This window comes from Bradyrhizobium sp. AZCC 1578 (assembly GCF_036924675.1).
Classification (GTDB): Bacteria; Pseudomonadota; Alphaproteobacteria; order Rhizobiales; family Xanthobacteraceae; genus Bradyrhizobium.
This window is the reverse complement of the sequence record NZ_JAZHRZ010000001.1, coordinates 674,939-700,013: the sequence shown is the minus strand read 5'-3', so window position 1 is coordinate 700,013 and position 25,075 is coordinate 674,939. Positions and strand designations below refer to the sequence as shown.

The following is a 25,075-nucleotide window of genomic DNA, read 5'->3' as shown; positions in this document are numbered from 1 at the left end:
AGCGCGACCGCATGGTGAGGGCGGTACGTTTGGCGTCGGATTTCGGAATTTTGCGGCGGGCCGGGATGGAGCTCGCCTATTTCAGCGGCTATTTCAGGCTGAAGCAGCGGCAGCGCGGTGGCGCCGGCGTCATTTTGCGGTTCGAGCGCGTGCGTCCGCGGGATTCCCGGCCGTTTCAGCCCAACCGGTGGCGTGAAATCACGCCGGAATTTCTCGACCGGACGATCCGTGCGCTGAAGCGCTGGAACTTCGACCTGATCACGATGGACGAGGTGTGCCGGCGGGCGGTCACGCTGCCAAGGGCCAATCGGTTTGCCTGCCTGACCTTCGACGGCGGCTGCAAGGATGTCATCTCGCACGCCTATCCGGTGTTGTCGAAGCAGGGCGTGCCCTTCACCATCTACCTGCCCACCGCGTTTCCGGATGGGCTCGGCGAAGCCTGGTGGCTCGCGCTGGAAGAGATGATCGCGCGAGAGGATCGGATCAGCCTGGTGATCGACCGCAAGGAACGGCGTTTCGCAACGGGCAGCACGTCCGAGAAGCACGACACGTTCGAATTTCTGGCGAACTGGATGCGGACGCTGGCGCCGCCGGATCTTTCGTTCGCGATCCACGACCTCTGCACGCGCTACTCCGTCGATCTCGCGGCGCTGTCGCGCGCCGCCTCGATGGATTGGGACGATCTGGCCAAGCTCGCCGCCGATCCGCTGGTGACGATCGGCAGCGCAACGGTGAACTATTCCGCACTGTCCAACCTGAAAGGGGCGGACGCGCAGCGCGAAATGACGATGGGCAAGGCGGTTGCGGAGACGGCCTTGCGCCAGCCCGTCAGGCATTTCGCCTATCCGTTCGGCGACCGGCAATCCTGGCGCCCGGAGCACGTCGTCATGGCGCAGGAGGCAGGTTTCGCCAGCGCGGTATCGACGATCCCTGGCGTCGTCGAGGCCAGGGGATTCACCAACCTGCACGCGCTGCCCCGAATCGCCTGGGACGGCCGGCAGGATTCGCTGCGCACGATGCGGGTGTTGCTGTCAGGGATGATGTTTCCCGCGGTCAGGCCGACCCGGGACAATTGGGTTTAGAGCGTTTTCAAGCGAAGTGGATACCGGTTAGCGTGAAGAAAACGTGTCAAAACAGGAATCTCCTAAGCGGCGCGATCGGGCCGCGACATCCAGCTCACGATCGGCATCGCCGGCAGCACCCATCCAAGCCCTGCCACGACATAGAAGATCGCTTGCAGCAGGCCTGAGCTGGCCAACCACGGCGTCTGGGCGATGGTCATGCCCAACAGCGACCACACCACGACCAGCACCAGCAAAGCGAGGGTTCCAAAGAATTTGCGGGTGCGTATCGTCATGTCGGATATATCAGAGGCTCGTGGCGGGTTGCGCGCGGGAAGGGGCGGACTATAAGGAGCGCGCCAATTCAATCAAGCGCGCCTTTCGGGGCGAGCCAGGATGGATTTTCAGACGGGTTTTATGACCGCTAGTTCCGCACAGCAGGCCCCGCATGCCAGCGCCGTCAGATGGTGGCTGATCGTGGTTGCCGCGCTGATTGCGGTCATGGTCTTGGTCGGCGGCGCTACGCGCCTGACGGAATCCGGATTGTCGATCGTGGAGTGGAAGCCGGTTACCGGCACGCTGCCGCCGCTCAACAAGGCGCAATGGGCGCAGGCGTTCGAGGGCTACAAGGCCATTCCACAATACCGCGAACTCAACGCCGGCATGAGCCTTGCCGAGTTCAAGACCATCTTCTGGTGGGAATGGAGCCATCGGCTGCTCGGACGCGTGATCGGCGCGGTCTACCTGCTGCCGTTCCTGTACTTTCTGTGGCGTGGCGCGTTCAGCGCCGAATTGAAGAAGCGGTTGTGGCTGATCTTCGGCCTCGGCGCGCTGCAGGGGGCGGTCGGCTGGTGGATGGTCGCCTCCGGCCTGTCCCAACGGACCGAGGTATCTCAATATCGGCTGGCGACGCATCTGGTGCTGGCGCTGATCATTTTTGCGTCGATCATCTGGACGCTGCGGCGGATGCGTGCGCGTCCGCAACCTGCGGCGGCGCCACGACTGAAGATAACCGCCGTGGCCTTGCTGGGATTGACCTTCTTACAGCTCTATTTCGGCGCGCTGGTCGCGGGCCTGCGCGCAGGCCGGGTGTACAACACCTGGCCCGAGATCGATGGCGCCTTCATTCCATCAGCGGCGCGGCTGTTCTTCGAAGAGCCGTGGTGGCGCAATCTGTTCGACAACACGCTCACTGTGCAGTTCGAACACCGCATGACTGCCTACGCACTGCTGGCGCTGGCGGTCTTTCATGCGGTCGATAGCGTGAGGTCACGGGCCGGTGTTGCCGTGGTCGGCGGCGCCTGGTCTTTGGTGACGGCGATCGCGCTGCAGGCCGGGCTCGGCATTCTGACGCTACTGCATCAGGTGCCGATCGATCTCGCGCTGGCGCATCAGGCCACAGCCATCGTGGTCCTGACGCTGGCGGTTCTGCAGACCGAGCGCCTGGTTGCGCGGCGTACCGAGCACGATAGGCAGAAGCTGGCGATGCCGCTCGGACAGCCCGGCTGAAATTGAGCAATTCTAATCTGCTGTCATTGCGGGAAGTGCCCGATTTGCGGGGGTTTCTTGCTGCGCTACGGCCTTGACGCATTTGGGTGGCGTGCGACCGCTTTACTTGAATCGTTTGGACGATAAAACGAGCCAAAACAAAGGTTCAGTTTCATGTCGTCAGCTTTCATCCAGGCCGCCATCATACTGCTTCGTGAGGGGCTCGAAGCCATGCTGGTGATCGCGGCACTCGCGGGCTACCTGACCAAGGCCGGTGCCGCCCACCGCATTCAGGCGGTGTACGGCGGCGCGCTGGCCGCGGTCGGCGCCAGCTTCGTCGCCGCCTGGCTGTTTGCGGTGCTGAACTCCGGCGACCACAGCGATATCCTCGAGGGCGTCATCATTCTCATCGCCGCCGCCCTGATGCTCTATGTCAGCGGCTGGCTGATGGTGAAGCAGGACCCGCGCGGCTGGCAGGATTACCTCGCGCATAAAGCCGACCGCGCGCTGTCGCAGGACACGGTGTGGGCGGTCGGCGCACTGGCTTTCCTCGCGGTGTTCCGGGAGGGTGCCGAGACCGTGCTGTTCATCCATGCGCTGGCGAAGACCGAGGGCGGCTGGAGCGCGGGCCTGTTCGCCGGGCTTGCGGTGGCGACGGTGGGCCTCGCCGTGCTGTTCTATTTCATCAACCTGATTGCGCGGAAGCTTCCGCTGCGGCCACTGTTCATCGTCACCTCGGCGTTCCTGTTCGTGATGGCGATCAAGTTCATCGGGGAAGCGGTGCAGGAGTTCCAGGAACAGGCGATCATCACGGTCACCGAGGTGAAGGGCTCGGCGTTTCTGACCGCGATCGGCCTGAATCCTTCCATGGAAGCGCTGTCGATCCAGGGCCTGGTGATCCTGTTTGCGCTGGCGAGCTATTCGGTGGTCCAGCGCAACAACCGCCTGATGCGCGAGGACAAGGCAATGCGTGCGGCTGAGTAGTCCGCCGAGAGCTACGCTGCCTGCCGATTGAGTCCGAGATAGTCGAGGCCGATATCGAGCGCGAAGGAGCTGTGAGTCAGCCAGCCGGCGGAAATCAGATCGACGCCAGTTGCCGCGATCGCTTTGGCCGTCTCGGCCGTAATGCGGCCGGAGGCTTCGGTGATCGCCCGACCGCCGGTCATCGCCACCGCCTGCCGCAACTCCTCGACCGTCATGTTGTCGAGCAGGACGGCATCGACGCCGATCGCGAGCGCCTGTTCAAGCTGGGCTAGCGTATCCACCTCGACCTCGATCTTGACGAGGTGGCCGGCATGCGCCTTTGCGCGTTCGATCGCGGTCCTGATATCGCCGGCCAGTGCGATATGGTTGTCCTTGATCAGAATGGCGTCGTCGAGCCCAAAGCGGTGATTGCTGCCACCGCCGGCGCGGACCGCATATTTTTCCAGCGCGCGCAGCCCGGGCGTCGTCTTGCGGGTACAGACGATGCGCGCCTTGGTGCCTTGCGCGGCCGATACCAGCGAGGCCGTTGCGGTCGCGACGCCGCTGAGGTGGCAGAGAAAATTCAGCGCCGTCCGTTCGCCGGTCAATAGTCCGCGTGCCGGCCCCTCGATCGCGGCGATCACGTCTCCCGGCGCCACCACGCTGCCGTCAGGGCGCTCCGCTTCGAGTTGGATGGCAGGATTGACGAGCTGAAATGCACAGCACGCGATGTCGAGCCCGGCCACGACGCCGGGCTGGCGCGTGCGCAGCACCAGCGAGGCGCGCTTGTCCGCCGGAACGATCGCGTCTGCGGTGATATCGCCGGCGCGGCCCAAGTCTTCCAGCAGGGCGGTTCGAACCGCCGGCTCGTACACGACAGGCAGAAGCGGGGTTAGTGTCAAGGCTGGGCACTCCCGGCAAACAGCGATCCGGTTTCAACGATGTCGCGCGCGGTATCGAGCGCGTCCGCAAGCGAGATGGATGAGGATACGGCCGAAGGCAGGGCATCGGGGAAGTCGGTGCGAAAATGCCCGCCGCGGCTTTCCTCGCGCCGCCAGGCGGCGACCGCGATCATCAATCCCACCAGCGCGGGATCGGCTGCCGCACTTCTGCCGTTGGCGAGCGGATGGAGGCTGCGGATCGCGCGCTCTATGCCGTGCCGGTCGCGGAGCACGCCAAGGCCTTGCGACAGGATCGGCCGTATGGCCGAAGGATCGGACGCGGGCGCAGGTGCGTTGGCCACGCGCGCTTTCAGCGGGCCGTGGCTCGCGCCGGTGACGCTCTCTGCAACCCATTGCGCACAGACGATGGCTTCCATCAGCGAATTGCTGGCGAGCCGGTTGGCGCCATGCAGCCCGGTGCGGCTGACCTCGCCGCAGGCCCAGAGGCCGTCCACGCTGCTGCGGCCTTCGCCATCAACGGCGATACCGCCCATGTGGTAGTGCACCGCCGGCCTCACCGGAATCGGATCGGCCGCGGGATCGATCCCGGCCATTTTGCAGAAGGCGGAGATCACGGGATAGCGTTTTGCAAATTCCGCTCCCGGATGTTTGCGCGCGTCGAGGAAAACGCGATGCCCTTCCGCGCGACGGCGCCAGACCGCGCGCGCGACGATGTCGCGGGGCGCGAGCTCGGCACCTAGCTGATCCGCCATGAAGCGCTGCCCGGTATCGTCGATCAGGACGGCGCCATCGCCGCGCACGGCCTCGGTCACCAGCGGCATCGGGCGCGACGGCCCGTCGAAGGCGGTCGGGTGAAACTGGATGAATTCGAGATCGGCGAGCAGCGCGCCCGCGCGCGCCGCCAGCGCCAGCCCTTGGCCATAGCAGCCGGCAGGATTAGTGCTGTCGAGGAACAGTCCGCCGATGCCGCCCGTCGCGATCACGACGCGACCGGTATCGATCACCAGCGGCCCCTGCGCGTTCACCGCGAGCACGCCCCTGATGGCGTTATCCTCGACGATCAGGCTGCGCGCCTCGACGCCCTCCAGCAGCGTGACCGACGGACAGCGGCGTACCGCTGCAATCAGCGCGCGCATGATCTCGCGACCCGTGCCGTCGCCGGTGGCGTGCACGATCCGGTTGCGGCCGTGGGCGGCTTCGAGGCCAAGCCGCCACCCACCGTCGAGCCACCGGTCGAAGGCAACCCCAAGCCTGGCGAGATGCTCGACGGCGGCAGGCGCGGCCTGAACGACCCGGCTCGCAATGGCCTCGTCGCACAGGCCCGCTCCAGCGGCCAGCGTATCGGCCAGGTGCAGGGCAGGGTCGTCATCCTCGCCCATCGCTGCGGCCAATCCGCCTTGTGCCCACAGGCTCGAGGCTTCCGCGCCGAGCGGTGCCTTCGACAGCAGCACGACCGGCTCGGGCGCCAATTGAAGCGCCGTCATCAGTCCGGCAGCGCCGCCGCCGATGATGACGGGACGGTTGTTAAGCGCTGAAATCTCCGTGCTCATAGCGCCAGCATCCTTTCGACGGCGCGACGGGCGGGCGCAGCGATCGCAGGATCGATCGTCACCTCATGCCGGCCGGTTTCCAGCGCATGGCGGATGTTCTTCAGTGTGATCCGCTTCATGTGCGGACAGAGATTGCAGGGCCGGATGAACTCGACTTCGGGATGGAGCACGGAAACGTTGTCGCTCATCGAGCATTCCGTCAGCAGCACGACGCGGGGCGGCCGCTGCTTGCCGACGTAATCCGACATCGCGGCCGTGGAGCCGGAGAAATCGGCTTCCGCCACCACTTCGGGCGGGCACTCCGGATGCGCCAGGATGGTCACATCAGGATGATTTTCGCGCAGTTGCCGGACGTCGGACGCCGTGAACAGCTCGTGCACCTCGCAATGGCCTTTCCATGCGATGATCTTCACGTCCGTCTGCGCGGCGATGTTCTGCGCCAGATATTCATCCGGCAGCATGATCACCCGCTCCACGCCCAGCGACTCCACGACCTTGAGCGCGTTGCCGGAGGTGCAGCAGATGTCGGATTCCGCCTTCACCGCGACCGAAGTGTTGACATAGGTGACGACGGGAACGCCGGGATAGCGCTGGCGCATCAGCCGGACATCCTGCGCGGTGATGGAATCTGCCAGCGAACAGCCCGCCGCAAGATCGGGGATCAGCACGGTCTTTTCCGGATTCAACAGCTTGGCCGTCTCGGCCATGAAGTGCACGCCGGCCAGCACGATGATGTCGGCATTAACCTTGGTGGCTTCGCGCGCCAGCAGCAGGCTGTCGCCGACGATGTCGGCGACACCGTGGAAGATTTCAGGTGTCTGATAGTTATGCGCCAGGACGACGGCGTTGCGCTCGCGCTTGAGCGCCAGAATGGCGTCGACATCGTCGGCAAAGACGGCCCATTCAGGCGGCGGGATGACCCGTTTGACCCGATCGTAAAGCGGCGCGGTGCGGGCGAGCGCTGAGGAGCTGAGGTTGGCCATTTATACTCTCCGTGAGTATATCTTGGCTTATACTTATCCTGAGCATAATCGAAGTCAAGTGCGCGATAAGGGAAGTTTGGTTCCGGCGATCGCCCGTTCGGCCAGCACGCCGTGGCGGAACCTGAACAATTTGGCGGGGCGGCCGACGGTGTCGGCGGCGATTGCGCCAGTTTCCTCAACGAGTTGCTGCTGCTCGATCAGGCGTCGAAAATTCTGTTTGTGCACCAGCCGGCCTGCAAGCGCCTCAACGCTGCGTTGCAGTTGCAGCAGGGTGAATTCCGCCGGCATCAGTTCGAACACCACGGGGCGGTATTTGATCTTGGCGCGCAGGCGCGCGATCCCGGTGGCAAGAATGCGGCGATGATCTCCGGTCATTGGCTTACCCGGGATGACGGTCGTGGCGGCCGCGCCGTCACGCACCGCTTCCGGAATCAAGCCGGCTTCATAGAGCAGCTCATAGCGCTGGAGCACCAGCTCCTCGTTCCATTCGCGATCGTCGAGGCCAAACGTGATGGCGGCGCGCTGCCAGCGTTGGCGCTGCAGGCCGGTGGTCTCAGCGGATTTCGCCCAACCCCGCAGCCGCGACGCCAATGTCTTGGCCAGCGAAGCGGGGAGACCGGCTCGGCGATCCTCCCATGGGAAATACTCGTACCAGCCGGACCAGTGCGCCTCAAAACCCTGGCCGACCTTGTCTTCGCGTGTCAGGCCCAGATAGCTGATCGAAATCGAATGCGGTGACTTGGCATCTCCAGCGCGCCCACGATCGGCAAACGTGTAGAGCTGCTCGACATAGCCGAGCGGATGGCCGGTCTGTGCCTCGACCCAAGCCCGCAATCCCGTCTGCAGCGAACGGTGCGCGAATTCGAATGGGCCGCTCGGCAGCGCGCCGTCGTTGGCGATGGTCATGATCTTGGGCTCGCCCTCGGTGACGGCGACGAGGACGGCGACCAGATCCGCAGTGACCGCGTTGGCAGAACCTGTTGCCCTGTCTTTCTTCAATGCCCCTGCCACCTCTGTTGTCCGTCTCCGTCGCTGATGGGCCGTTAGCAATATCCGTACACGCCGCAGGCGTAGGGCAGGCGAGCCCAGTAGGGTGTATAGGAGCCGCCATAATAAGGGCCGTCATAGCTGTAGGAATGGCTCGTTCCGTAATATCCGGGCAGCGTCGACGACCCGGGCAGCAATGGCGTACCCCTGACCAGCGGCACGTAGGGCATCACGCCCACCGGCTTGATCAGCACTTCGGGCTCGTCTTCGGCGACGACCACCAGTTGGCGGCCGCGCCGCACGTAGAGCGGTGCGGCGGGGGCGACCGTGGTTCGGTAATTGTAATGCGCCCGGGGTAGGCCCGGCGGCAAATTGCTGGCGGCACGAACCGTGGCGCGCTTGGTGGCGGCGGGGCCGTCGGCGGCGATAGCGGTTCCGATCGCGAACGTTGCAATCAGCAATGACATCGTCCAGCGCAGCATGGTTGGCTCCGAATCACGCGGGGGCGGATCACGGTCACTTTATGCCGGAATGACCGTTAATGAGAGGCTTGTTACGGCGGGTTGGGGTAGACGATCGGGCGACTGCCCGCTCCGTCATTGCGAGCCACCCGGTCGGCGCAGAGCGCCGCCGGATGACAGGCTCCGCGAAGCAATCCAGCTCTCCGCTCGGGGATAGAATGGATTGCTTCGTCGCTTCAGCGCAAAATTGCTTTGCAATTTTGTCGCGAGCTCCTCGCAATGACGGCGGCATCAGGCGCTCAGCGCCTGCTCCAGATCCGCGATCAGATCCTCCTTGTCCTCGATGCCGATCGACAGGCGCACGACATCGGGCCCCGCGCCGCTTCTCACCTTGGCGTCGTCGTCGAGCTGGCTGTGCGTGGTCGAGGCCGGGTGAATCACCAGCGAGCGGGTGTCGCCGACATTGGCCAGATGCGAGAACAATTTCAGGTTCGACACCAGGCTGACGCCGGCGTCGTAGCCGCCCCTGAGGCTGAAGGTGAATACGGCACCGGCGCCTTTCGGCGCGTATTTGCGCGCGAGCTTGTTGTACCTGTCGCTGGCGAGGCCCGCATAGTTCACCGCGGCCACCGCGGGATGGCCGGCCAGAAATTCCGCGACCGCCTTGGCATTCTCGCAATGCTTCTGCATGCGCAGCGGCAGCGTCTCGATGCCGGTCAGGATCATGAAGGCGTTGAACGGCGACAGCGCGGGGCCGAGATCGCGCAGACCCAACACGCGGCAGGCGATCGCGAAGGCGAAATTGCCAAACGTCTCCTGTATCCTGATGCCGTGATATTCCGGCCGCGGCTCGTTGAGCATCGGATACTTGTTGTCCTTCGACCAGTCGAAGGTGCCGGCATCGACGATGACGCCGCCGAGCGAATTGCCGTGGCCGCCCAAGAATTTCGTCAGCGAGTGCACGACGATGTCGGCGCCGTGATCGATCGGGCGGATCAAATATGGCGTTGCCAGCGTGTTATCGACGATCAGCGGCACGCCGGCCTTGCGGGCCACTTCCGCGATCGCCTCGATGTCGGTGATGCTGCCGGCGGGGTTGGCGATCGATTCTATGAAGATCGCCTTGGTGCGCGGCGTCACCGCGCGCTCGAAACTGCCGATATCGTCGGGGTCGGCCCACGCCACGTTCCAGCCAAAGCTCTTGAACGCATGCGTGAACTGGTTGATCGAGCCGCCATAGAGTTTTCGCGCGGCGATGAATTCGTCGCCCGGCATCAGCAATTGCTGCAGCACGACGACTTGCGCCGCGTGTCCCGAGGCAACCGCAAGCGCTGCGGTGCCGCCTTCCAGCGCCGCAATGCGCTCTTCCAGCACGGCGGTCGTGGGATTGCCGATGCGGGTATAGATGTTGCCGAACGCCTGCAGCCCGAACAGCGAGGCGGCATGGTCGGCATCATTGAATACGAAGGACGTGGTTTGATAGATCGGCGTCACCCGCGCGCCGGTGGTGGGATCGGGCTGCGCGCCGGCATGCACGGCAAGGGTCGAAAATCCCGGGAGACGGTCGGTCATTCTTCTTCGTCCTGTTCTCTGGCTTGCTTGAAAATGCGTTGACGATGCTGATCGCAGCCGCGTCCGCCGTCAAGGCGAAGCGTTCACATGCGGCGGATTGGAAACGGGTCTGCGTCGTCAGGCCGCGTCTTCGAAATAATTGTTTCTCATTGCTTCACGTCGGCTCGCCTTTGTTCTTTGCGGCGCGATCCGATGCTGCCGTTGCCCCGCCGCCGACGCTCATCCGGTTCAGCGACAGCCGCATGCCCTGCGTCGGGATCGGCGCGCGCTTCGAGCTCAGCGTGCGCGAATTGACGCCCATCCATGAAATCTCCGACGACAGCCGACCATACTCGATCTTCGGGCAGCGGTTCATCACCACCTTGATGCCGGCGGCCTCGGCTTTTGCGGCAGCCGCGTCGTCGCGCGCGCCGAGCTGCATCCAGATCACTTTTGGCAACGGCGACAATGTCAGGGCCTCGTCGACGACAGGCATGATGTGGCTGGAGCTGCGAAAGATGTCGATCATGTCGACGGGACGGCCGATATCGGACAGCGAGGCGACAAAAGGCTTGTCGAGCAGGTTTTTTCCGACATGGCCGGGGTTAACCGGAATCATGTCGTAGCCACGCTGCGCCAGATATTTGAACGCGAAGTAGCTCGGCCGCACATTGACCGGCGAGGCACCGACCATCGCGATCGATTTCACGGAGTTGAGGATGCTGCGGATGTAATTGTCGTCGTAAGTGTCGTGGTTCATTCTATCCTCTTGCGTCATTGCGAGCCAACGGGTCGGCGCGAAGCGCCGCCCGATGACAGGCTCTGCGAAGCAATCCATCTATCCGCTATGCCGCGCGATGGATTGCTTCGTCGCTTCGCTCCTCGCAATGACGGCTCACTTATCCTGCCACTTCGGCTCACGCTTCTCGATGAAGGCGCCGATGCCTTCCTCGGCGTCGCGCGCCATCATGTTCTCGGTCATCACTTCGGCCGCATAGCGATAGGCCTCAGCGAGGCTCATTTCGGCCTGACGATAGAAAGCCTCCTTGCCGAGCTTGACGGTATAGGCGGATTTGAGCGCGACTTTCTGCGCCAGCGCGATCGCCGCATCGCGCTCGGTGCCGGCGGCAACGACGCGGTTGATGAGGCCGATATTCTTCGCCGTCGTCGCCGAGATCGGTTCACCTGTGAGCAGCATCTCCATCGCCTGCTTGCGCGGGACGTTGCGCGACAGCGCCACCATGGGGGTCGAGCAGAACAGGCCGATATCGACGCCGGGGGTCGCGAAGCCTGCCGCCTCGGAGGCGACCGCGAGATCGCAGCTCGCCACCAATTGGCAGCCAGCGGCGGTCGCGATGCCCTGCACGGCGGCGACGACGGGCTTCGGCAGGTGCACGACAGCCTGCATCATCGCGCTGCAGGCGTTCATGATCTGCGCGAAATAGGCGCGGCCGCGATCGGCATCGGTACGGCGCGCAGTCAATTCCTTCATGTCGTGGCCCGCGGAGAACGCGGGACCGTTGGCGGCGATGACGACGGCGCGCACGCTGTTGTCGTCGTGGACTTCCTTCAGCGCGCCGTGCAGCTCGGCGATCAGCCCCTCCGACAGGCTGTTGCGCGCCGCCGGCCGGTTGAGCGTGAGCACCCGGATGCTGCCGATATTTTCCTGCAGCAGGATCGGAGGTTGCGGCGTGGGTGCGCGAGCAGTTTGGGCGGTCATCTCTGAGGTTTCCACTCCAAGATTTTCATTTTGGCTTTGATGACAACGTAATGTAACAGGCAGTCATAATCGAGGGGCAGGGGTGGCATGGCGGCAGCGAAAATGAGCGTGGCTGAGCTGGAGAAGTTCCTCCGCGAGGAATTTCCGCAAGCCTTCAGCGATGGCGATATCACCATCGAGAGCGCCGACGGCGAGACTTGCCTGCTGCGGCGGCGCTATGATGAGCGCATGCTGCGACCCGGCGGCACCGTGTCGGGGCCGACCCTGATGGCGATGGCCGATTTCGCGATGTATGTGGTGCTGCTCTCGGCGATCGGCCCGGTGGGATTGGCGGTAACGACCAATCTCAACATCAATTTCCTGCGCAAGGGCCAGCCGGGAGAGGACGTGCTGGCCGCAGCGCGCCTGCTGAAACTCGGTAAGCGGCTGGCGGTTGGCGAGGTCAACCTGCTGTCAGGCTCGTCGCCCGATCCGATCGCCCATGTGACGGCGACCTATTCCATTCCAAACACATAGGCTTTTGAAAGGTAATATTACACCATATTTTTAAACTATTGTTTTTATTGTGGTAATTTGCAAACATTGGCGTTGACTGACAACGCGCCGTTCTCTAGAAACCCGCCAGTTCGGCGCATCTGGCGCCGATTTCCATTTTCACGGATTTCCTCACATGAAAACCTATTCGGCAAAGCCCGCCGAGGTGACGAAGAAGTGGGTCTTGATCGACGCCAAAGGTCTGGTGGTCGGCCGTCTCGCCACGCTCGTCGCGATGCGCCTGCGCGGCAAACATCTGCCCACCTATACCCCGCATGTCGATTGCGGCGACAACGTCATCATCATCAACGCGGCGCATGTGGTGCTGACCGGCCGCAAGCGCGACAACAAGGTCTACTACAAGCACACCGGCTTCATCGGCGGCATCAAGGAACGCACCGCGAAACAGGTCCTCGAGGGCCGTTTCCCCGAGCGCGTGGTCGAGAAGGCCATCGAGCGCATGATCCCGCGCGGTCCGCTCGGACGCGTGCAGATGGGCAATCTGCGCGTCTACCCCGGCGCTGAACATCCGCATGAAGCCCAGCAGCCCGAGAAGGTTGATATCGCTTCGATGAACCGCAAGAACATGAGGGCCGCATAAGATGTCGGATACCATGCAGTCGCTCGACCAGTTGGCGTCGTTGAAGACGGCCGCTCCGGAAGCGCCGAAATACGTCAAGAAGGTCGACAAATACGGCCGCGCCTACGCCACCGGCAAACGCAAGGATGCGGTCGCCCGCGTCTGGATCAAGCCGGGCGCCGGCAAGATCACGGTCAACACCCGCGAGGTCGAAGTCTATTTCGCCCGTCCGGTGCTGCGCATGCTGATCCAGCAGCCGCTGGTCGCGGCCGCGCGTGCCGGCCAGTACGACGTCATCTGCACGGTCGCCGGCGGCGGTCTGTCGGGCCAGGCGGGTGCCGTGCGTCACGGCATTTCGAAGGCGCTGACCAACTTCGAGCCCGATCTGCGCGGCGTGCTGAAGAAGGGCGGCTTCCTGACCCGCGACTCCCGCACCGTGGAGCGCAAGAAGTACGGCCGGGCCAAAGCGCGCAAGTCGTTCCAGTTCTCGAAGCGCTAATTGCTTCGCTAAAATTTGCAGCGGATTGCTGCATTCACCGGACGAAAAAGAGGGCGCTGATCGGCGCCCCTTTTGCTTACTATTTAGTGATGGGTTACCACGGATTTTCGTGAAAAGTTGCTTACCTGCACAAACGAAATTGGAACACGGCCCTCCTAGTGTTCCCTGACGCGATGGCGCGAAATTGCATTTTCAGTGTGCGCCGAACAAGTTGCATCACACGCGTTCGGGTGAGCCCATGTCGTTCGATACTTCCACGCTATATTTATTTGCCACGATGGTTGCAGGCATGCTCGGGGCCATGCTGGTGCTGTTCGGCAAGCAGGAAAACATCCCGGCTTTGAAGTGGTGGGGAACGGCCTATCTGCTTGGTGCGGCCTCGGTGGCGATCTGGACCATTGGCGGCGCCAAACTCGGCGAGCCGCTATTGCTCGCGTTGCATGCGGTCGGCTTCGCGGCTTGTGGCATGGTCTGGAACGCGGCGCGCGTATTCCATGGCCGCAAGCCCAATCTAACGGGGCTTTTGCTGGGCGCGGTCGTCTGGGTCGGCGTGGTGCTGGCGGTGCCGTCCTTGAATCCCGCCATGCGGCTGATCGTCGGTGCGGTGATCGTCGCGATCTATGCGGGACTGACGGCTTCCGAATTGTGGAGCGAACGACGGCGGACCATGCAAAGGCGCTGGCCGACCATTGCCGTACCCGTCATGCATGGTTGCGTGCTGGCGTTGCCGATCCTGCTCGGCAGCTTGCTGCGCCCGCATGACGAAACTTTCGCCAGCAGCATCTGGGTGACGGCGTTCTCCATCGAACTGATCTTGTATGCGATCGGCACCGTGTTCGTGATCTTCATGCTGGTGTCCGACCGCGCCGTGACGGTGCACAAGACCGCAGCCTCGGTCGATCCCTTGAGCGGAATGTTGAACCGCCGCGGCTTTTCGGAAGCCTGCAACCGCGTGATCGAACGCGAGGCCGCCGCGGGGCGGCCGGTGACGGTGATGATTTCCGACATCGACCATTTCAAAAGCATCAACGACCGCTTCGGCCATCCCGCGGGCGACGAGATTCTCAAATTGTTCTCCACTGTCGTGGCCAGCAATTTGCGCATCAGCGATCTGTCGGGGCGCATCGGCGGCGAGGAGTTCGCGGCATTGTTGGCGTGTCCGCTGGAAGAGGGCGTGATCGTGGCCGAGCGCGTGCGCGAGGCGTTCGAGGCATCCAACATCGTCTGCGAGGAGGGGCCGGTCGACACCACCGTCAGCATCGGCGTCGCCGGCGGGCCGGCGGGGACGGAACTCGATGTGTTGCTGGCGGCAGCCGATACCGCGCTCTATCAGGCCAAGCGCGGCGGCCGTAACCGGGTCGAGGCGGCGGAAGAGCTGCCGCTGTCGCTCGAGAAGTGGCGGCGCAAGACCGCGGGGCGCGCAGCTTCGCAACGCCAGGTGCCGGCGACCTAGCGAAGAGCGCGGCTGCGCAAGGCGGGCTGAAGCACTAGTTCGATAGGCCGGATTTGATCGCGAGGTCCTGCACGACCGCCGCGACACGCATCAGTTGGGGCAGGGCTTGGTCGCGGAAGGCGGTCATGTCCATGCGCGTCGCATCGACCGTGACGCTCAAGCCGGCAGTCACCGAACCTCGCTCGTCGAAGATCGGCGCTGCCAGCGTGCGAAGACCGTAAGCGTTTTCGCCGTCGGAGATCGCGTGGCCCTGCTGCCTGACCAGGTCAAGCCGGTCGAGCAGGGCATCGATATCCGTCAGGGTTTTTTCCGACAATTTGATGCGTGGCCGCAATTCCAGCCGGCGGATCTGCTCGTCCCGCGGCAGATGCGCCAGCATGACGTGGCCGAGCGCGGCGCTGTAAGCCGGAATTCGCGTGCCGGGCCGACGGTCCATCTTGTGCCGGTCGAGGCCCGTGCCGACGCGAGCGAGATAGATCACGTCCCCCCCGTCCAACGCGCCGAGCGACGCTGCGTCGCTCACTGATGGCACGAGGTCGCGCAGCAACGGCTCGGCCAAAGCGCGCAGCGTTCCCCCTGACAGCACCGTGTAGCCGAGATCGAGACAGGCGACGCCGAGCCTGAACCGACGGCTCTGCGGAACGGGATGGAGATAACCAAGCTCCCTCAGCGTCTGGATCAGACGGAACGCGGTGCCGCGATCGAGATCGGCCCGCGCGGCAATCTCGCTGAGCGTCAGCTCGAAGGCGTCGCTCGAAAAACTCTGCAGAACAGCGAAGGCCTTGCCGACGGATGCGACGTGGTTCTTTGGATTTTTCGGCGCGGTGGTCGGCGCGCGCTTGGATGTCTTGGCCATCTCGTCAATACCCGCTTGCAAGAACGACGGCCGCCGGCCCTTGACGGCGGCGGCGGTCCGATTCTAGGAGAGTGCAAGTTACATAACAAATGTTCGCATTCCGAACAACGGGATTCGGGCGATCGGAGGATCTTTGTCGACAGCATCCCTGCATCCTCATGGCGTGTTCTGCGCGTCGCTGACGCCGCTCGACACTGAGCTCGCACCCGACCACGCACGGTTCGTTGCGCATTGCCGCTATCTCCTGAGCGAGGGCTGCGACGGTGTTGCGTTGCTTGGCACCACCGGCGAGGCCAACTCCTTTTCCGTTGCCGAGCGTACCGCGCTGCTTGAGGCGGTCGTGCGGGACGGCATCGCGCCGAACCGGCTGCTGCCCGGAACCGGAGTCGCGGCGCTCAGCGACACGATTGCGCTGACGCGCCATGCGCTCTCGGTCGGCGTCGATACGGTGGTGATGCTGCCGCCATTCTATTACAAGGGCGTCACCGATGACGGTGTCTATGCATCCTACAGCGAAGTCGTGCAGCGGCTTGGCGATGCGCGGCTCAGGATCGTGCTCTATCATATTCCCCAGATGTCGATGCAGCCGATCTCGCATGCGCTGATCGGGCGGCTGCGTGCGGCCTATCCGACGACCTTTGTCGGCATCAAGGATTCCTCCGGCGACTTCGCCAACATGACCGCAATGGTCGAGCGCTTTCCGGGTTTTGCGGTGCTGGCCGGCGCGGATCCGCTGCTCCTGCCGCTGTTGCGCAAGGGTGGCGCGGGCTGCATCACCGCTACCTCCAACCTCGTCGCGCGCGATCTTGCCTATGTCTATCGGCACTTCCGCGATAGCGACGATGACGCCGGGCTTGCGGTGGCGCAGGCGCGAATCGTGAAGGCGCGCGAGCTCGTCTCACGTTTTGCGCAGATGGCATCGCTGAAGGCATTGGTTGCGCAGCAGACCGGCCATGCCGGGTGGCAACGCCTGCGGCCGCCGCTGGAGTTGCTGCCGGCTCCGCAGTTGAAAGAGTTGCTTGCCGACGCCGGCGCGTTTGCCGCCGCCAGCGTCTAGCGCGAGTGGGCGACGAGACGATCGGATGACCGGATCCTTCCAAAATGTGCTTGCTGGATTGGCGGCGATCGTCGGCGACAATTATGTCATCGATTCCGCACCTGATCAGGAGCCCTATGTGGTGGATTGGCGCGGACGCTACCGCGGCCGTGCCGTTGCAGTCGTCAAGCCCGGCTCGACCGCCGAGGTCGCGACGGTTGTCCGCTATTGTGCCGACAAGCGGCTCTCGATCGTCCCGCAAGGCGGCAACACCGGGATGTGCGGCGCCGCCACGCCGGATGACGGCGCGTCCAATGTCGTGATCCGGCTCGACCGCATGCGGCGCGTGCGCGACGTCAGCCCGCTCGCCAATACCATCACCGTGGAGGCCGGATGCATCCTCGCCGAGGTGCAGGCCGCGGCCACGGCGGTGGACCGCCATTTTCCCTTGAGCCTCGGGGCCGAAGGCTCGTGCCAGATCGGCGGCAACATCTCGACCAATGCGGGCGGGACGGCCGTGCTTCGCTACGGACCGACGCGCGATCTCGTGCTTGGATTGGAAGTGGTGCTGCCGGACGGACGCATCTTCAACGGCCTGCGCGCGCTGCGCAAGGACAACACCGGCTACGCGCTCAAGCAGCTCTTCATCGGCGCGGAGGGGACACTCGGCATCGTCACCGCGGCGGTGCTGAAGCTGTTTGCACTGCCACGCAGCTCTGCCCTGGCGCTGCTCAAATTGCACAGTGTCGACCAGGCCCTGCAGATCATGCAGCGCCTGCGCGGCGCCGTTGGCGACCGGCTCGGCAGCCTCGAAATCATGTCGCGCAGCCAGATCGAGGCGATCGCCGCGACCGTGCCCCATGTCACCATTCCCTTCGAACTCACGACGCCGTGGTACCTAATCGTCGAACTGACCGACACGCTGGCCGGGATCGATCTCAACGAGCCATTAGCCGCCGTGCTTTCTGATGCGATGGAGGCGGGACTGGCCGAGGACGCCGTGCTAGCCTCCAGCCTTGCCCAGGCGAAGGCGATTTGGGCGGTGCGGCACGGCGTGTCCGAAGGCAACAAGCGGAGCGGATATGTAGTCTCGCACGACAGCGTGGTTCCGCTGGAGCGGCAGGCTGCGTTCGTCGCCAATGTCGAGGCCAGGATCATGGCGGCCGTTCCCCATGCACGGGTGGTGATGCATGGCCATATCGGCGACGGCAATATTCACGTGATCGCCCTGATCGACCGCGATCGCTGCCGTGACCCCGCCGCGACGGCCGCGCTGGTGACAGAGATCAACGAGATCGTCGACGACGAAACCGCGGCGCAGGGCGGCGCGATCAGCGCCGAGCACGGCATCGGCATTACCAATCGCGGCCGGCTCGCGCGCGTGGCCGACCCGCTCGAGATCGACCTGATGCTCGGCATCAAGCAACTGCTCGACCCAAACGGCCTGATGAATCCCGGCAAGATCTTCGCGGCCGAGCGCCGCACGGCTGGCAATTCGGGAGCAGCATGACGATGACGAGCGTCCGCCTTCTTGCCGACGACCTCACCGGTGCGCTCGATACCGCAGCCGAGTTCGTCGGACTATGCGGACCGTTCGACGTGACTTGGCCGGACGCGCTCTCGACAAACAACTCGCCAAGCCTTGCGATCGACAGCGGCACCCGCGAGCTGGCACGGACGGAAAGCGTCGAGATCGTGGGACGGCTGGCGCTGCTGCTTTGTGACGGCACGATTGCCTACAAGAAGGTCGACAGCCTGTTGCGCGGAGCGTGGGCTGCCGAACTCGGCGCCTGCTTGCGCACCGGCCATTGGGCCTCCTGCGTCGTTGCACCGGCCTTTGAGTACCAGGGACGCCGCACTTGCGACGGTCAGCAACTCGCCCGCACGTCGCAGGGCGACTGGCATCCGGTCGGCGCGAATCTTCTGGCACAACTCCAAGCGGAGAACATCCACGCCCGGCGAGGCCGGTTCGAGGCGCTGTCGCATGGCGGCGTTCAGGTCTTCGATGCCGAGAGCGACCAGGATCTCGATCGTGTGGTCGAAATGGGCCGCCAGCTTGCTGCGCCCGTCCTGTGGTGCGGGAGCGGCGGACTGGCCGGTGCGTTGGCGCGCGGCAGCCACGCTGGTGCATCTCGGCGCTTGAAGAAGCCAGTGCTCGGATTGTTTGGCTCCGATCAGATCGTCACCGCATCCCAGCTTGAGGCATGCGGAGAAGCCACCGTCACCCTTGCCGAAGCCGCGGCCGGCGGTGCGGTGCGGGTACACCGCAAGCTTGCCGATGACGGCGTGGCGCTGGTGAAGTTCTCGCTTTCCGAGGGCCTTTCGCGCGCGGAGGCGGCCCGGCGGATCGCGCGTGAAATGACCGCATTGATTGCAGCGCTTGATCCTCCCGGCACGCTGGTTGTGGCCGGCGGCGAGACCTTGAAAGCGGTTTGCATCGCTCTCGGTGCGCAGGCGTTGCGGGTCGCAGGCCGCCTCGTGCCGGGCCTGCCGCGCTCGACCCTGCAGGGCGGCCGTTGGGCTGGCGTTGACGTGATCTCCAAATCCGGAGCGTTTGGTACAAGGGAGCTATGGCGCGATCTGCTCCATGCCAATCAGTTGCTCAGCACAGGGAAACCGACATGACCTCTCGCCATCTCGCGATTACCATGGGCGATCCGGCCGGGATCGGGCCGGAAATCATCGTCAAGGCTTGCATCGGATTGCAGGACAGGATCGCGAGGGGCGATCTGCGCCTTCTAATCATCGGCAGCGGAGCTGCGTTGGAGGGAGCAAAGGCCACGCTCGGTACCGACGTCGCGATACCGCAGGTGAGCGCCGAAGACGGCGATTGGCCCAATCTCAGCTTTCTGCAGGCCGACGCTGAGGGCGCGCCGATCCATCCGGGCGTGCTGAGTGCCGATGGCGGCCGCTTTGCGTTCAAAGCGGTCGAGCAGGGCGTGCGGCTGACGCAGGCCGGCCGAACCGCGGCTATCGTCACGGCGCCCTTGAACAAGGAGGCACTCAACAAGGCAGGCTATCACTATCCCGGCCACACCGAGATGCTGGCGCATCTCACCGGCGTGCGCGGTTCTGTGATGCTGCTCGCCCATGGCAACATGCGCGTCAGCCATGTCTCGACGCACGTGGCGCTCGAGGACGTGCCGAAGCGATTGACCCCGGAGCGGCTTCGCCAGGTGATTGATCTCACCAACGACGCGCTGCTCCGGCTCGGTATCGCGCATCCGAAGATCGCCATTGCGGCGCTCAATCCGCATGCCGGCGAGGGCGGGTTGTTCGGCCGGCAGGATATCGACGTCTCGGCGCCGACCATCGCCAGGGCGGTTGCCGATGGACTCGACGTCGTCGGCCCGGTGCCCGGCGACACCATCTTCGTCAAGCTGCGTGCTGGCCAGTTCGACGCTGCGGTCGCGATGTATCACGACCAGGGGCACATTCCGGTAAAGCTGCTCGGCTTCCAGGTCGATCCCGCGACCGGCCGCTGGCAGGAGCTATCCGGCGTCAACATCACGCTCGGGCTTCCGATCATCCGCACCTCCGTCGATCACGGCACGGCCTTCGACATCGCAGGCAAGGGTATCGCCAACGAGCACAGCCTGATCGAGGCCATCGACTACGCCGAGCGCCTGGCCGCCGGCATGTCGTCAACCCAACAATGAGATGAACGTCCAGATGACCAATTCCTTCACGGCGATCGAGATCCTTCGTCCTAATGCCGTCGAGTTCGGCTGTGGGACAGTCACCGCTGCGGCTCACTTCGCCAAGCGGATTGGCGCGCGGCGGCCCTTGGTGATTTCATATCCCTTCAACGCACGGCGCGTCGATCAGTTGGCGCTGCCCGGTGCCGTCAAGTTGTTCGGCGAGGTGAAGCCCGAGCCGGATCTGCCCAACCTCGAAAAGGCGGTGGCGATGGCGCGTGAAGCCGCGCCCGACCTCATCGTCGGTTTCGGCGGCGGTAGCGTGATGGATCTCGCCAAGCTGGTCGCCGTGCTCTGCACTGGTGATACCGCCTTTGCCGACATCGTGGGCGCCGAGAAGGTTACAGCCCGCAGTGTAGCGCTGATGCAGATTCCGACCACCTCGGGGACCGGCAGCGAAGCCGGCACCCGCGCGCTGGTGACCGATCCGGCCAGCCGCAACAAGCTTGCGGTTCAGAGTCGCTTCATGCTGGCTGACATTGCGATCGTCGATCCCGACCTCACGATGACGGTGCCGAAGGATGTCACCGCGACAACCGGCGTCGACGCGCTGGCGCATTGCGTCGAGGCTTACACCAACCGCAAGGCGCATCCTGCGATCGACCTCTACGCGATTGAGGGGGCGCGGCTGGTCGGACGCTATCTGCGGCGTGCGGTTGCCGATGGCAGCGACCGTGAAGCGCGTGCCGGCCTTGCGCTGGCCTCGCTTTATGGCGGCTATTGCCTCGGCCCGGTGAATACGACGGCAGGCCACGCGGTCGCCTATCCGCTCGGCACGCGGCATCATGTGGCGCATGGCCTCGCCTGCGCGGTGATCTTCCCGCATACGCTGGCGTTCAATATGCCGGCAATCTCGACGAAGACGATCGCCGTGCTGCACGCGCTCGGCTTGTCAGAACGTAACGTTCCAGCGGCTGCGTTCGACGCCGCTTATGGTTTCTGCGCCGATCTTGGCATCGAGATGCGGTTGTCCGCGCTCGGTGTTCCCAAAGATGATCTCAGCGTCATGGCGGACGAGGCGCATGCAATCCGTCGTCTGCTCGACAACAACCCGCGTGATTTGAGCCGTGACGAGATTTTGAAGATGTACGAGACGGCGTTCTAGCCCGGCCGGCTGCGGCGCACGGCACCAACCAATAACAAGCAGGAAGCAGAGGAAACTTCGATGAGATTGATGAGGCTTATTGTTGCGTCGGCGATGCTGCTGGCGGCAGCGCACACCAAAGCGGAGGACGCATATCCTCCCAGGCAGGTGACGGTGATCGTTCCCTTCGCCGCCGGCGGTACGGCGGATATCTTCGCGCGCATGGTCGCCAATCACCTGCAGGCGAAGCTGGGCAAGCCGTTTGTGGTCGAAAATGTCGGTGGTGCCGGCAGCATCGTCGGCGTGACGCGGCTGGCGCGGTCGGCGCCGGACGGCCTGACCTTGGGCCTGGCAAGCACGTCCGCGCTTGCGATCAACCCGTCGCTGTATGGTCCGAAGCTCAGCTATCAGCCCGATAAGGATCTGCAGCCGATCGTCCAGATCAGCGTCGTGCCCAACGTGCTGGTCGTCAATCCCGACAAGATCAAGGCGCGGACCCTGCCGGACCTGATCGCTTATCTGAAGGCCAATCCGGACAAGGTCTCGTTCGGTTCGGCGGGTGTCGGCACTTCGCAGCACCTGGCGGGTGAGTTGTTCCAGCAGATGACCGGCACCAAGATGGTGCATGTGCCCTACAAGGGCTCGAGCACGATGCTGACCGATCTCCTCAGCGGCCAGATCGACCTTGCGTTCGACAACGTGCCACTGCTTCTGCCGCAGGCGAAGACCGGCAAGCTCGCGCTGATCGCAAGCGCAACGCCCAAGCGCGCGTCGTTCGATCCGAATCTTCCCACCGTCGCCGAGCATCTACCCGGTTTCGAGGCGGTCGCCTGGCACGGCTTCTTTGTCCCGGCCGCCACGCCGAAGCCGATTGTTGAAAAGCTGTCGGCGGAGATTAGGGCCTTCATGCAACAGCCGGAGACGGTGCAGAAGATGGCCGAACTCGGCGCCGACGCCGTGGCGCTCGATGCTCAACCGTTTGCGGCCTACATCGCATCGGAGACGGCGCGATGGAAGAAGGTCATCGAAGCCGCCAACATCAAGCTGGAGTAGCGCTTCTCAGCGCTGACTGAAAACATTACGCGTGAACAACGCGATACGTCCGGAGGCTATTCAACACTTTTGAATGAGTCTCCGGATGAAGTTGGTGCGGTAACCTCCCGTTTACCATTCCATCCATATCATCTGCGTATGGATTCACCCCGCCGACGAAACCCACAGGCTGCCCTGACGTCGCTCGAAGCGGCCGCAGCCTCCGCCCGCGGCGGGTTTGGTTGCATGTTCTCGACCTCGGAAGAATTCGAGATGGCGCTCATCACCGAGCGCCGTGCGCAAGGGCGTTACGTTCAGCGCAGAATGCGCTGGCCTGCCATCCTGTTCATCGGCCTTGCGCTGATGGTCGCCGGCACGGCGCTGCTGTTCGGCTAGCCGCTATTCCTCACTTCGCCAGTGGGTCGGGGCGTACCTGAATATGCACCGCCCGCGGCTTTGAGCCCTTGCCGCCCTCCATCAGCCAGGGTGTGCGGTCGCCGCTCGAACTCCAGAGACCACGGCCTTTCCAGCCTGCGTTTGGATCGTCAATGCGGCCATCGAGGCCCTTGGCGAAAAAGCCGAGCGGATAGGGGATGCGCAACATCATCATCTGCCCGTCCTTAAAGGCGACGAAGCCGTCGTTGAGGTTGGCGGTGGAGATCGGGATGTTCTCGCCGAGGCCGCCCGTGTTGTGGTGATCGACCCAGGTGTAATAGCTCGCCTCGGCGCTGGAGTTCTCGAACCCTTCGAAGCCGGGGCCAGGATATTTGAAGTAGGCGAAGCCTTCCGGGCAGTGATTGCCGGTCGCGCCCGGCCCGTTCAGCGGCGCCTTGCACTTGCTGCGATCGAAGCGGATCAGGCTGCCGTTCGAGCCCGAGCCCCAGAGCACGCCGTTCTTGTCGATATCGCCGCCGCGGATGCCGATGCCTTCCTTCGGAATCGCGTAAAATTCCGAGAGCTTGGTCTTGGGATCGAACCGCATGAAGCCGGGTGGACCGACGAACACGTTGACGGTGTACCAGACCGAGCCGTCGGTCGGATGCGGCATCACCGCGTAGGGGCCGGAGCCCGCAATGCGCATATCCTTGCCGGCCTCCGCCGGCTTGCCCGGGTCGGTATATTCGTCGACCTTGCCGTTGCCGTTGGTATCGAGCACGAATGGTGCCCATCCCTGCGCTTTGACGGCATCGCCGGTCTCGTCCCATAGCCTGGTGTTCACCCATCCGGCGACCGGGCCGGTCCCCGAGAGCCACAGCGTATCGTCGGCGTCGTAGCCGAATTGCGGATGATGGGTGCCGAAGCAGGTATCGACGAAGCTGTACTTCTGAGTCTTGGGATCGAATACCGACACTTGCCGGCCTGAGCGTTCGAGCGGAAACGCCTTGGCCGACGGGTGATCAGATCCCTTCTTGCAATACGCCGGATTTTCGATGCCGCGCACGGCCGCCGCCAGCCACAGGCGGCCCTTCTTGTCCAACATGCTGTTGTGATTATTGGTCCGCTGGCTCCAGATCTTCTCGTCGCCCCAATAGGCCGAAGGGCTGACCGGATTGAGGAGGGCCGTGCCATGCAGGGGAGGGCCGAACGATTCCGGCGCGTTGGGATCGGCGACCGGCATCTTCGAGAACGTCACCTTGTGCGTTTTGGGATCGAGGATCGGCATGTCGTCGGAAGAATATTCGTTCGCCCCGAACAGCGGGCCGTAGGCGTTGACGGTCGGATAACGCCGGTCCGAGGAGATCAGGTCGTGGACGAAGTGCTTTTCGGTCGCCCATTCCCAGGACGAGATCACGACGTTGCGCTCGATGCCGGCCGGCCGCGGCGGTTTTTCTTTCGGCAGCTCGCCCTTGGCCACCCGGTCCGTCCAGTCGCCGAAATATTTGAACGGCACGCCGCCCATTTGCCCGGCGAGCCGGTTCACCATCCATTCGCCGGTTTGCCCTGCGGCAACGCGGCGCATCCAGGCTTCCTCGCCCGATTTGAATTCGCCGAACGCGGCCGGGATCGTGCGAGTGGATTCCTGGCCGAGCTGATGACAGCCGATACAGTCGACATTGTTCATCCGCTGGCGCCAGATCTCCTGCGTGATCTCCTTCGGGATCTCGGTGGAGCCGCCGAAATCTTTTGCCGGCGGGATCTTCATCATCGTGTACCAGTAGATTGCCGAGTAATAATGAGCGGCCGCCGTCTCGTTCGGCGCCGGGACCGCCGTGAGATTGACCTGTTGGCCGGGCTTGGCGCGCAGCTTGGGTGAATCCACGAGGCCATAGCCGCGAACCCAGATCGCGTAGTTGACGTTCGGCGGCAGGTCCGGGATCACGTAGCGGCCCTGGTCGTCGGTGACGACGATCTTGGCGAATTTCGTCGGCAGTTCGGTGGTCTCAGCGATGACCCAGACGCCGGCCTCCGGGCCGTTCGGTCCACGCACCACGCCGCCGATATCGTCATTGTCGATGGCGACTGCCGCTGGCTGCTGCGCATGCGATGGCGCCGCCATCAAGCTCAGTCCACTTGCCGCCGCAGCCAGGGTGAAGGAGAACAGGATCCGACCGAGATTCATCGCTTCTCTCCCCGTGACCACGAGCTTGTTGTCGCTCGTTGCTGGTGCAAGCCTACACCAGACCAGGGTTGCGGCGG

General features: G+C 63.9%; 24 protein-coding genes and 1 pseudogene. 14 read left to right on the top strand and 11 right to left on the bottom strand.

What is annotated here, in order from left to right:
• Nucleotides 1–29: 29 nt before the first annotated feature.
• Nucleotides 30–1,082, top strand: coding sequence for a polysaccharide deacetylase family protein (locus tag V1290_RS03570; protein ID WP_334368920.1), 1,053 nt, complete (start codon nucleotides 30–32; stop codon nucleotides 1,080–1,082).
• A gap of 62 nt (nucleotides 1,083–1,144) precedes the next feature.
• On the opposite strand, the gene V1290_RS03565 is transcribed toward V1290_RS03570, so the two are convergent.
• Nucleotides 1,145–1,357 carry a DUF2842 domain-containing protein gene (locus V1290_RS03565; protein WP_057844248.1) on the bottom strand — a complete coding sequence of 71 codons (213 nt, stop codon included), beginning with the start codon at nucleotides 1,355–1,357 and terminating at the stop codon, nucleotides 1,145–1,147.
• Nucleotides 1,358–1,478: 121 nt separating this feature from the next.
• On the opposite strand from V1290_RS03565, the gene V1290_RS03560 reads away from it, so the two are divergent.
• Both V1290_RS03560 and V1290_RS03555 read left to right on the top strand, forming a co-directional pair.
• A complete protein-coding gene (locus V1290_RS03560; RefSeq protein ID WP_334363044.1) occupies nucleotides 1,479–2,570 on the top strand; it encodes a COX15/CtaA family protein in 1,092 nt (363 codons plus the stop codon).
• A gap of 150 nt (nucleotides 2,571–2,720) precedes the next feature.
• Nucleotides 2,721–3,533 (top strand): annotated as a pseudogene (locus tag V1290_RS03555) (FTR1 family iron permease); the annotation flags it as partial.
• Nucleotides 3,534–3,544: 11 nt separating this feature from the next.
• Here V1290_RS03555 and nadC read toward each other — a convergent pair.
• The 8 genes from nadC to V1290_RS03515 form a co-directional block, all read right to left on the bottom strand.
• Nucleotides 3,545–4,414, bottom strand: a complete 870-nt coding sequence (gene nadC, locus V1290_RS03550; protein WP_334363042.1) for a carboxylating nicotinate-nucleotide diphosphorylase — start codon at nucleotides 4,412–4,414, stop codon at nucleotides 3,545–3,547.
• Nucleotides 4,411–5,964, bottom strand: a complete 1,554-nt coding sequence (locus V1290_RS03545) for an L-aspartate oxidase (protein WP_334363040.1) — start codon at nucleotides 5,962–5,964, stop codon at nucleotides 4,411–4,413. Before V1290_RS03545 ends, nadC begins: the two co-directional genes overlap by 4 nt.
• Nucleotides 5,961–6,947 carry a quinolinate synthase NadA gene (nadA, locus tag V1290_RS03540; protein WP_334363038.1) on the bottom strand — a complete coding sequence of 329 codons (987 nt, stop codon included), beginning with the start codon at nucleotides 6,945–6,947 and terminating at the stop codon, nucleotides 5,961–5,963. The genes V1290_RS03545 and nadA overlap by 4 nt, the downstream gene beginning before the upstream one ends.
• 54 nt (nucleotides 6,948–7,001) lie before the next feature.
• Nucleotides 7,002–7,946, bottom strand: a complete 945-nt coding sequence (locus V1290_RS03535) for an NUDIX hydrolase (protein ID WP_442894962.1) — start codon at nucleotides 7,944–7,946, stop codon at nucleotides 7,002–7,004.
• 44 nt (nucleotides 7,947–7,990) lie between these two features.
• Nucleotides 7,991–8,416, bottom strand: coding sequence for a hypothetical protein (locus V1290_RS03530; protein WP_334363036.1), 426 nt, complete (start codon nucleotides 8,414–8,416; stop codon nucleotides 7,991–7,993).
• A 270-nt stretch (nucleotides 8,417–8,686) separates the two neighbouring features.
• On the bottom strand, nucleotides 8,687–9,967 hold the full coding sequence (locus tag V1290_RS03525) for an O-acetylhomoserine aminocarboxypropyltransferase (protein ID WP_334363035.1): 1,281 nt from the start codon (nucleotides 9,965–9,967) through the stop codon (nucleotides 8,687–8,689).
• Nucleotides 9,968–10,121: 154 nt separating this feature from the next.
• Nucleotides 10,122–10,706 (bottom strand): CoA-binding protein, encoded by a 585-nt coding sequence (locus V1290_RS03520; RefSeq protein ID WP_334363033.1) that lies wholly within the window; start codon nucleotides 10,704–10,706, stop codon nucleotides 10,122–10,124.
• A gap of 135 nt (nucleotides 10,707–10,841) precedes the next feature.
• The gene (locus V1290_RS03515) at nucleotides 10,842–11,666 is read right to left on the bottom strand and encodes an enoyl-CoA hydratase (RefSeq protein WP_334363032.1); all 825 of its coding nucleotides are present in this window, start codon (nucleotides 11,664–11,666) and stop codon (nucleotides 10,842–10,844) included.
• An 87-nt stretch (nucleotides 11,667–11,753) separates the two neighbouring features.
• Here V1290_RS03515 and V1290_RS03510 point away from each other — a divergent pair, with 87 nt between their 5' ends.
• The 4 genes from V1290_RS03510 (at nucleotide 11,754) to V1290_RS03495 (ending at nucleotide 14,732) form a co-directional block, all read left to right on the top strand.
• Complete coding sequence (locus V1290_RS03510) at nucleotides 11,754–12,182, top strand: PaaI family thioesterase (RefSeq protein ID WP_334363031.1); 429 nt, start codon at nucleotides 11,754–11,756, stop codon at nucleotides 12,180–12,182.
• Between the two features lie 154 nt (nucleotides 12,183–12,336).
• A complete protein-coding gene (gene rplM, locus V1290_RS03505; protein WP_028345742.1) occupies nucleotides 12,337–12,801 on the top strand; it encodes a 50S ribosomal protein L13 in 465 nt (154 codons plus the stop codon).
• A gap of 1 nt (nucleotide 12,802) precedes the next feature.
• A complete protein-coding gene (gene rpsI / locus V1290_RS03500; RefSeq protein WP_283034519.1) occupies nucleotides 12,803–13,279 on the top strand; it encodes a 30S ribosomal protein S9 in 477 nt (158 codons plus the stop codon).
• 238 nt (nucleotides 13,280–13,517) lie between these two features.
• A complete protein-coding gene (locus tag V1290_RS03495) occupies nucleotides 13,518–14,732 on the top strand; it encodes a GGDEF domain-containing protein (RefSeq protein WP_334363030.1) in 1,215 nt (404 codons plus the stop codon).
• Between the two features lie 34 nt (nucleotides 14,733–14,766).
• Here V1290_RS03495 and V1290_RS03490 read toward each other — a convergent pair whose 3' ends face one another.
• Nucleotides 14,767–15,588, bottom strand: a complete 822-nt coding sequence (locus tag V1290_RS03490) for an IclR family transcriptional regulator (RefSeq protein ID WP_334363029.1) — start codon at nucleotides 15,586–15,588, stop codon at nucleotides 14,767–14,769.
• A 133-nt stretch (nucleotides 15,589–15,721) separates the two neighbouring features.
• Between V1290_RS03490 and V1290_RS03485 the strand changes: the two genes are divergently transcribed.
• The 7 genes from V1290_RS03485 (at nucleotide 15,722) to V1290_RS03455 (ending at nucleotide 22,834) form a co-directional block, all read left to right on the top strand.
• Complete coding sequence (locus V1290_RS03485; RefSeq protein ID WP_334363027.1) at nucleotides 15,722–16,645, top strand: dihydrodipicolinate synthase family protein; 924 nt, start codon at nucleotides 15,722–15,724, stop codon at nucleotides 16,643–16,645.
• A gap of 25 nt (nucleotides 16,646–16,670) precedes the next feature.
• Nucleotides 16,671–18,134 carry an FAD-binding oxidoreductase gene (locus tag V1290_RS03480; RefSeq protein WP_334363026.1) on the top strand — a complete coding sequence of 488 codons (1,464 nt, stop codon included), beginning with the start codon at nucleotides 16,671–16,673 and terminating at the stop codon, nucleotides 18,132–18,134.
• Nucleotides 18,135–18,136: 2 nt separating this feature from the next.
• A complete protein-coding gene (locus V1290_RS03475) occupies nucleotides 18,137–19,249 on the top strand; it encodes a four-carbon acid sugar kinase family protein (RefSeq protein ID WP_334368919.1) in 1,113 nt (370 codons plus the stop codon).
• The gene (pdxA, locus tag V1290_RS03470) at nucleotides 19,246–20,283 is read left to right on the top strand and encodes a 4-hydroxythreonine-4-phosphate dehydrogenase PdxA (RefSeq protein WP_334363025.1); all 1,038 of its coding nucleotides are present in this window, start codon (nucleotides 19,246–19,248) and stop codon (nucleotides 20,281–20,283) included. The genes V1290_RS03475 and pdxA overlap by 4 nt, the downstream gene beginning before the upstream one ends.
• A 13-nt stretch (nucleotides 20,284–20,296) precedes the next feature.
• Complete coding sequence (locus V1290_RS03465) at nucleotides 20,297–21,427, top strand: iron-containing alcohol dehydrogenase (RefSeq protein WP_334363024.1); 1,131 nt, start codon at nucleotides 20,297–20,299, stop codon at nucleotides 21,425–21,427.
• Nucleotides 21,428–21,487: 60 nt separating this feature from the next.
• Nucleotides 21,488–22,459: a Bug family tripartite tricarboxylate transporter substrate binding protein gene (locus tag V1290_RS03460; RefSeq protein ID WP_334363023.1), complete on the top strand. Its 972-nt coding sequence runs from the start codon at nucleotides 21,488–21,490 to the stop codon at nucleotides 22,457–22,459.
• 138 nt (nucleotides 22,460–22,597) lie between these two features.
• A complete protein-coding gene (locus tag V1290_RS03455; RefSeq protein ID WP_334363022.1) occupies nucleotides 22,598–22,834 on the top strand; it encodes a hypothetical protein in 237 nt (78 codons plus the stop codon).
• Nucleotides 22,835–22,844: 10 nt separating this feature from the next.
• On the opposite strand, the gene V1290_RS03450 is transcribed toward V1290_RS03455, so the two are convergent.
• On the bottom strand, nucleotides 22,845–24,998 hold the full coding sequence (locus tag V1290_RS03450; protein ID WP_334363021.1) for a carboxypeptidase regulatory-like domain-containing protein: 2,154 nt from the start codon (nucleotides 24,996–24,998) through the stop codon (nucleotides 22,845–22,847).
• Between the last annotated feature and the right edge of the window lie 77 nt (nucleotides 24,999–25,075).

Coding starts and splice junctions, on each gene's coding strand:
- V1290_RS03510 (WP_334363031.1), top strand. CDS start 11,754: ATGGCGGCAGCGAAAATGAGCGTGGCTGAGCTGGAGAAGTTCCTCCGC.
- rpsI (WP_283034519.1), top strand. CDS start 12,803: ATGTCGGATACCATGCAGTCGCTCGACCAGTTGGCGTCGTTGAAGACG.
- V1290_RS03460 (WP_334363023.1), top strand. CDS start 21,488: ATGAGATTGATGAGGCTTATTGTTGCGTCGGCGATGCTGCTGGCGGCA.
- V1290_RS03560 (WP_334363044.1), top strand. CDS start 1,479: ATGACCGCTAGTTCCGCACAGCAGGCCCCGCATGCCAGCGCCGTCAGA.
- V1290_RS03565 (WP_057844248.1), bottom strand. CDS start 1,357: ATGACGATACGCACCCGCAAATTCTTTGGAACCCTCGCTTTGCTGGTG.
- V1290_RS03530 (WP_334363036.1), bottom strand. CDS start 8,416: ATGCTGCGCTGGACGATGTCATTGCTGATTGCAACGTTCGCGATCGGA.
- rplM (WP_028345742.1), top strand. CDS start 12,337: ATGAAAACCTATTCGGCAAAGCCCGCCGAGGTGACGAAGAAGTGGGTC.
- nadA (WP_334363038.1), bottom strand. CDS start 6,947: ATGGCCAACCTCAGCTCCTCAGCGCTCGCCCGCACCGCGCCGCTTTAC.
- V1290_RS03515 (WP_334363032.1), bottom strand. CDS start 11,666: ATGACCGCCCAAACTGCTCGCGCACCCACGCCGCAACCTCCGATCCTG.
- V1290_RS03495 (WP_334363030.1), top strand. CDS start 13,518: ATGTCGTTCGATACTTCCACGCTATATTTATTTGCCACGATGGTTGCA.
- pdxA (WP_334363025.1), top strand. CDS start 19,246: ATGACCTCTCGCCATCTCGCGATTACCATGGGCGATCCGGCCGGGATC.
- V1290_RS03465 (WP_334363024.1), top strand. CDS start 20,297: ATGACCAATTCCTTCACGGCGATCGAGATCCTTCGTCCTAATGCCGTC.
- V1290_RS03525 (WP_334363035.1), bottom strand. CDS start 9,967: ATGACCGACCGTCTCCCGGGATTTTCGACCCTTGCCGTGCATGCCGGC.
- V1290_RS03480 (WP_334363026.1), top strand. CDS start 16,671: ATGACCGGATCCTTCCAAAATGTGCTTGCTGGATTGGCGGCGATCGTC.
- V1290_RS03450 (WP_334363021.1), bottom strand. CDS start 24,998: ATGAATCTCGGTCGGATCCTGTTCTCCTTCACCCTGGCTGCGGCGGCA.
- V1290_RS03545 (WP_334363040.1), bottom strand. CDS start 5,964: ATGAGCACGGAGATTTCAGCGCTTAACAACCGTCCCGTCATCATCGGC.
- V1290_RS03490 (WP_334363029.1), bottom strand. CDS start 15,588: ATGGCCAAGACATCCAAGCGCGCGCCGACCACCGCGCCGAAAAATCCA.
- V1290_RS03455 (WP_334363022.1), top strand. CDS start 22,598: ATGGATTCACCCCGCCGACGAAACCCACAGGCTGCCCTGACGTCGCTC.
- V1290_RS03475 (WP_334368919.1), top strand. CDS start 18,137: ATGACGAGCGTCCGCCTTCTTGCCGACGACCTCACCGGTGCGCTCGAT.
- V1290_RS03520 (WP_334363033.1), bottom strand. CDS start 10,706: ATGAACCACGACACTTACGACGACAATTACATCCGCAGCATCCTCAAC.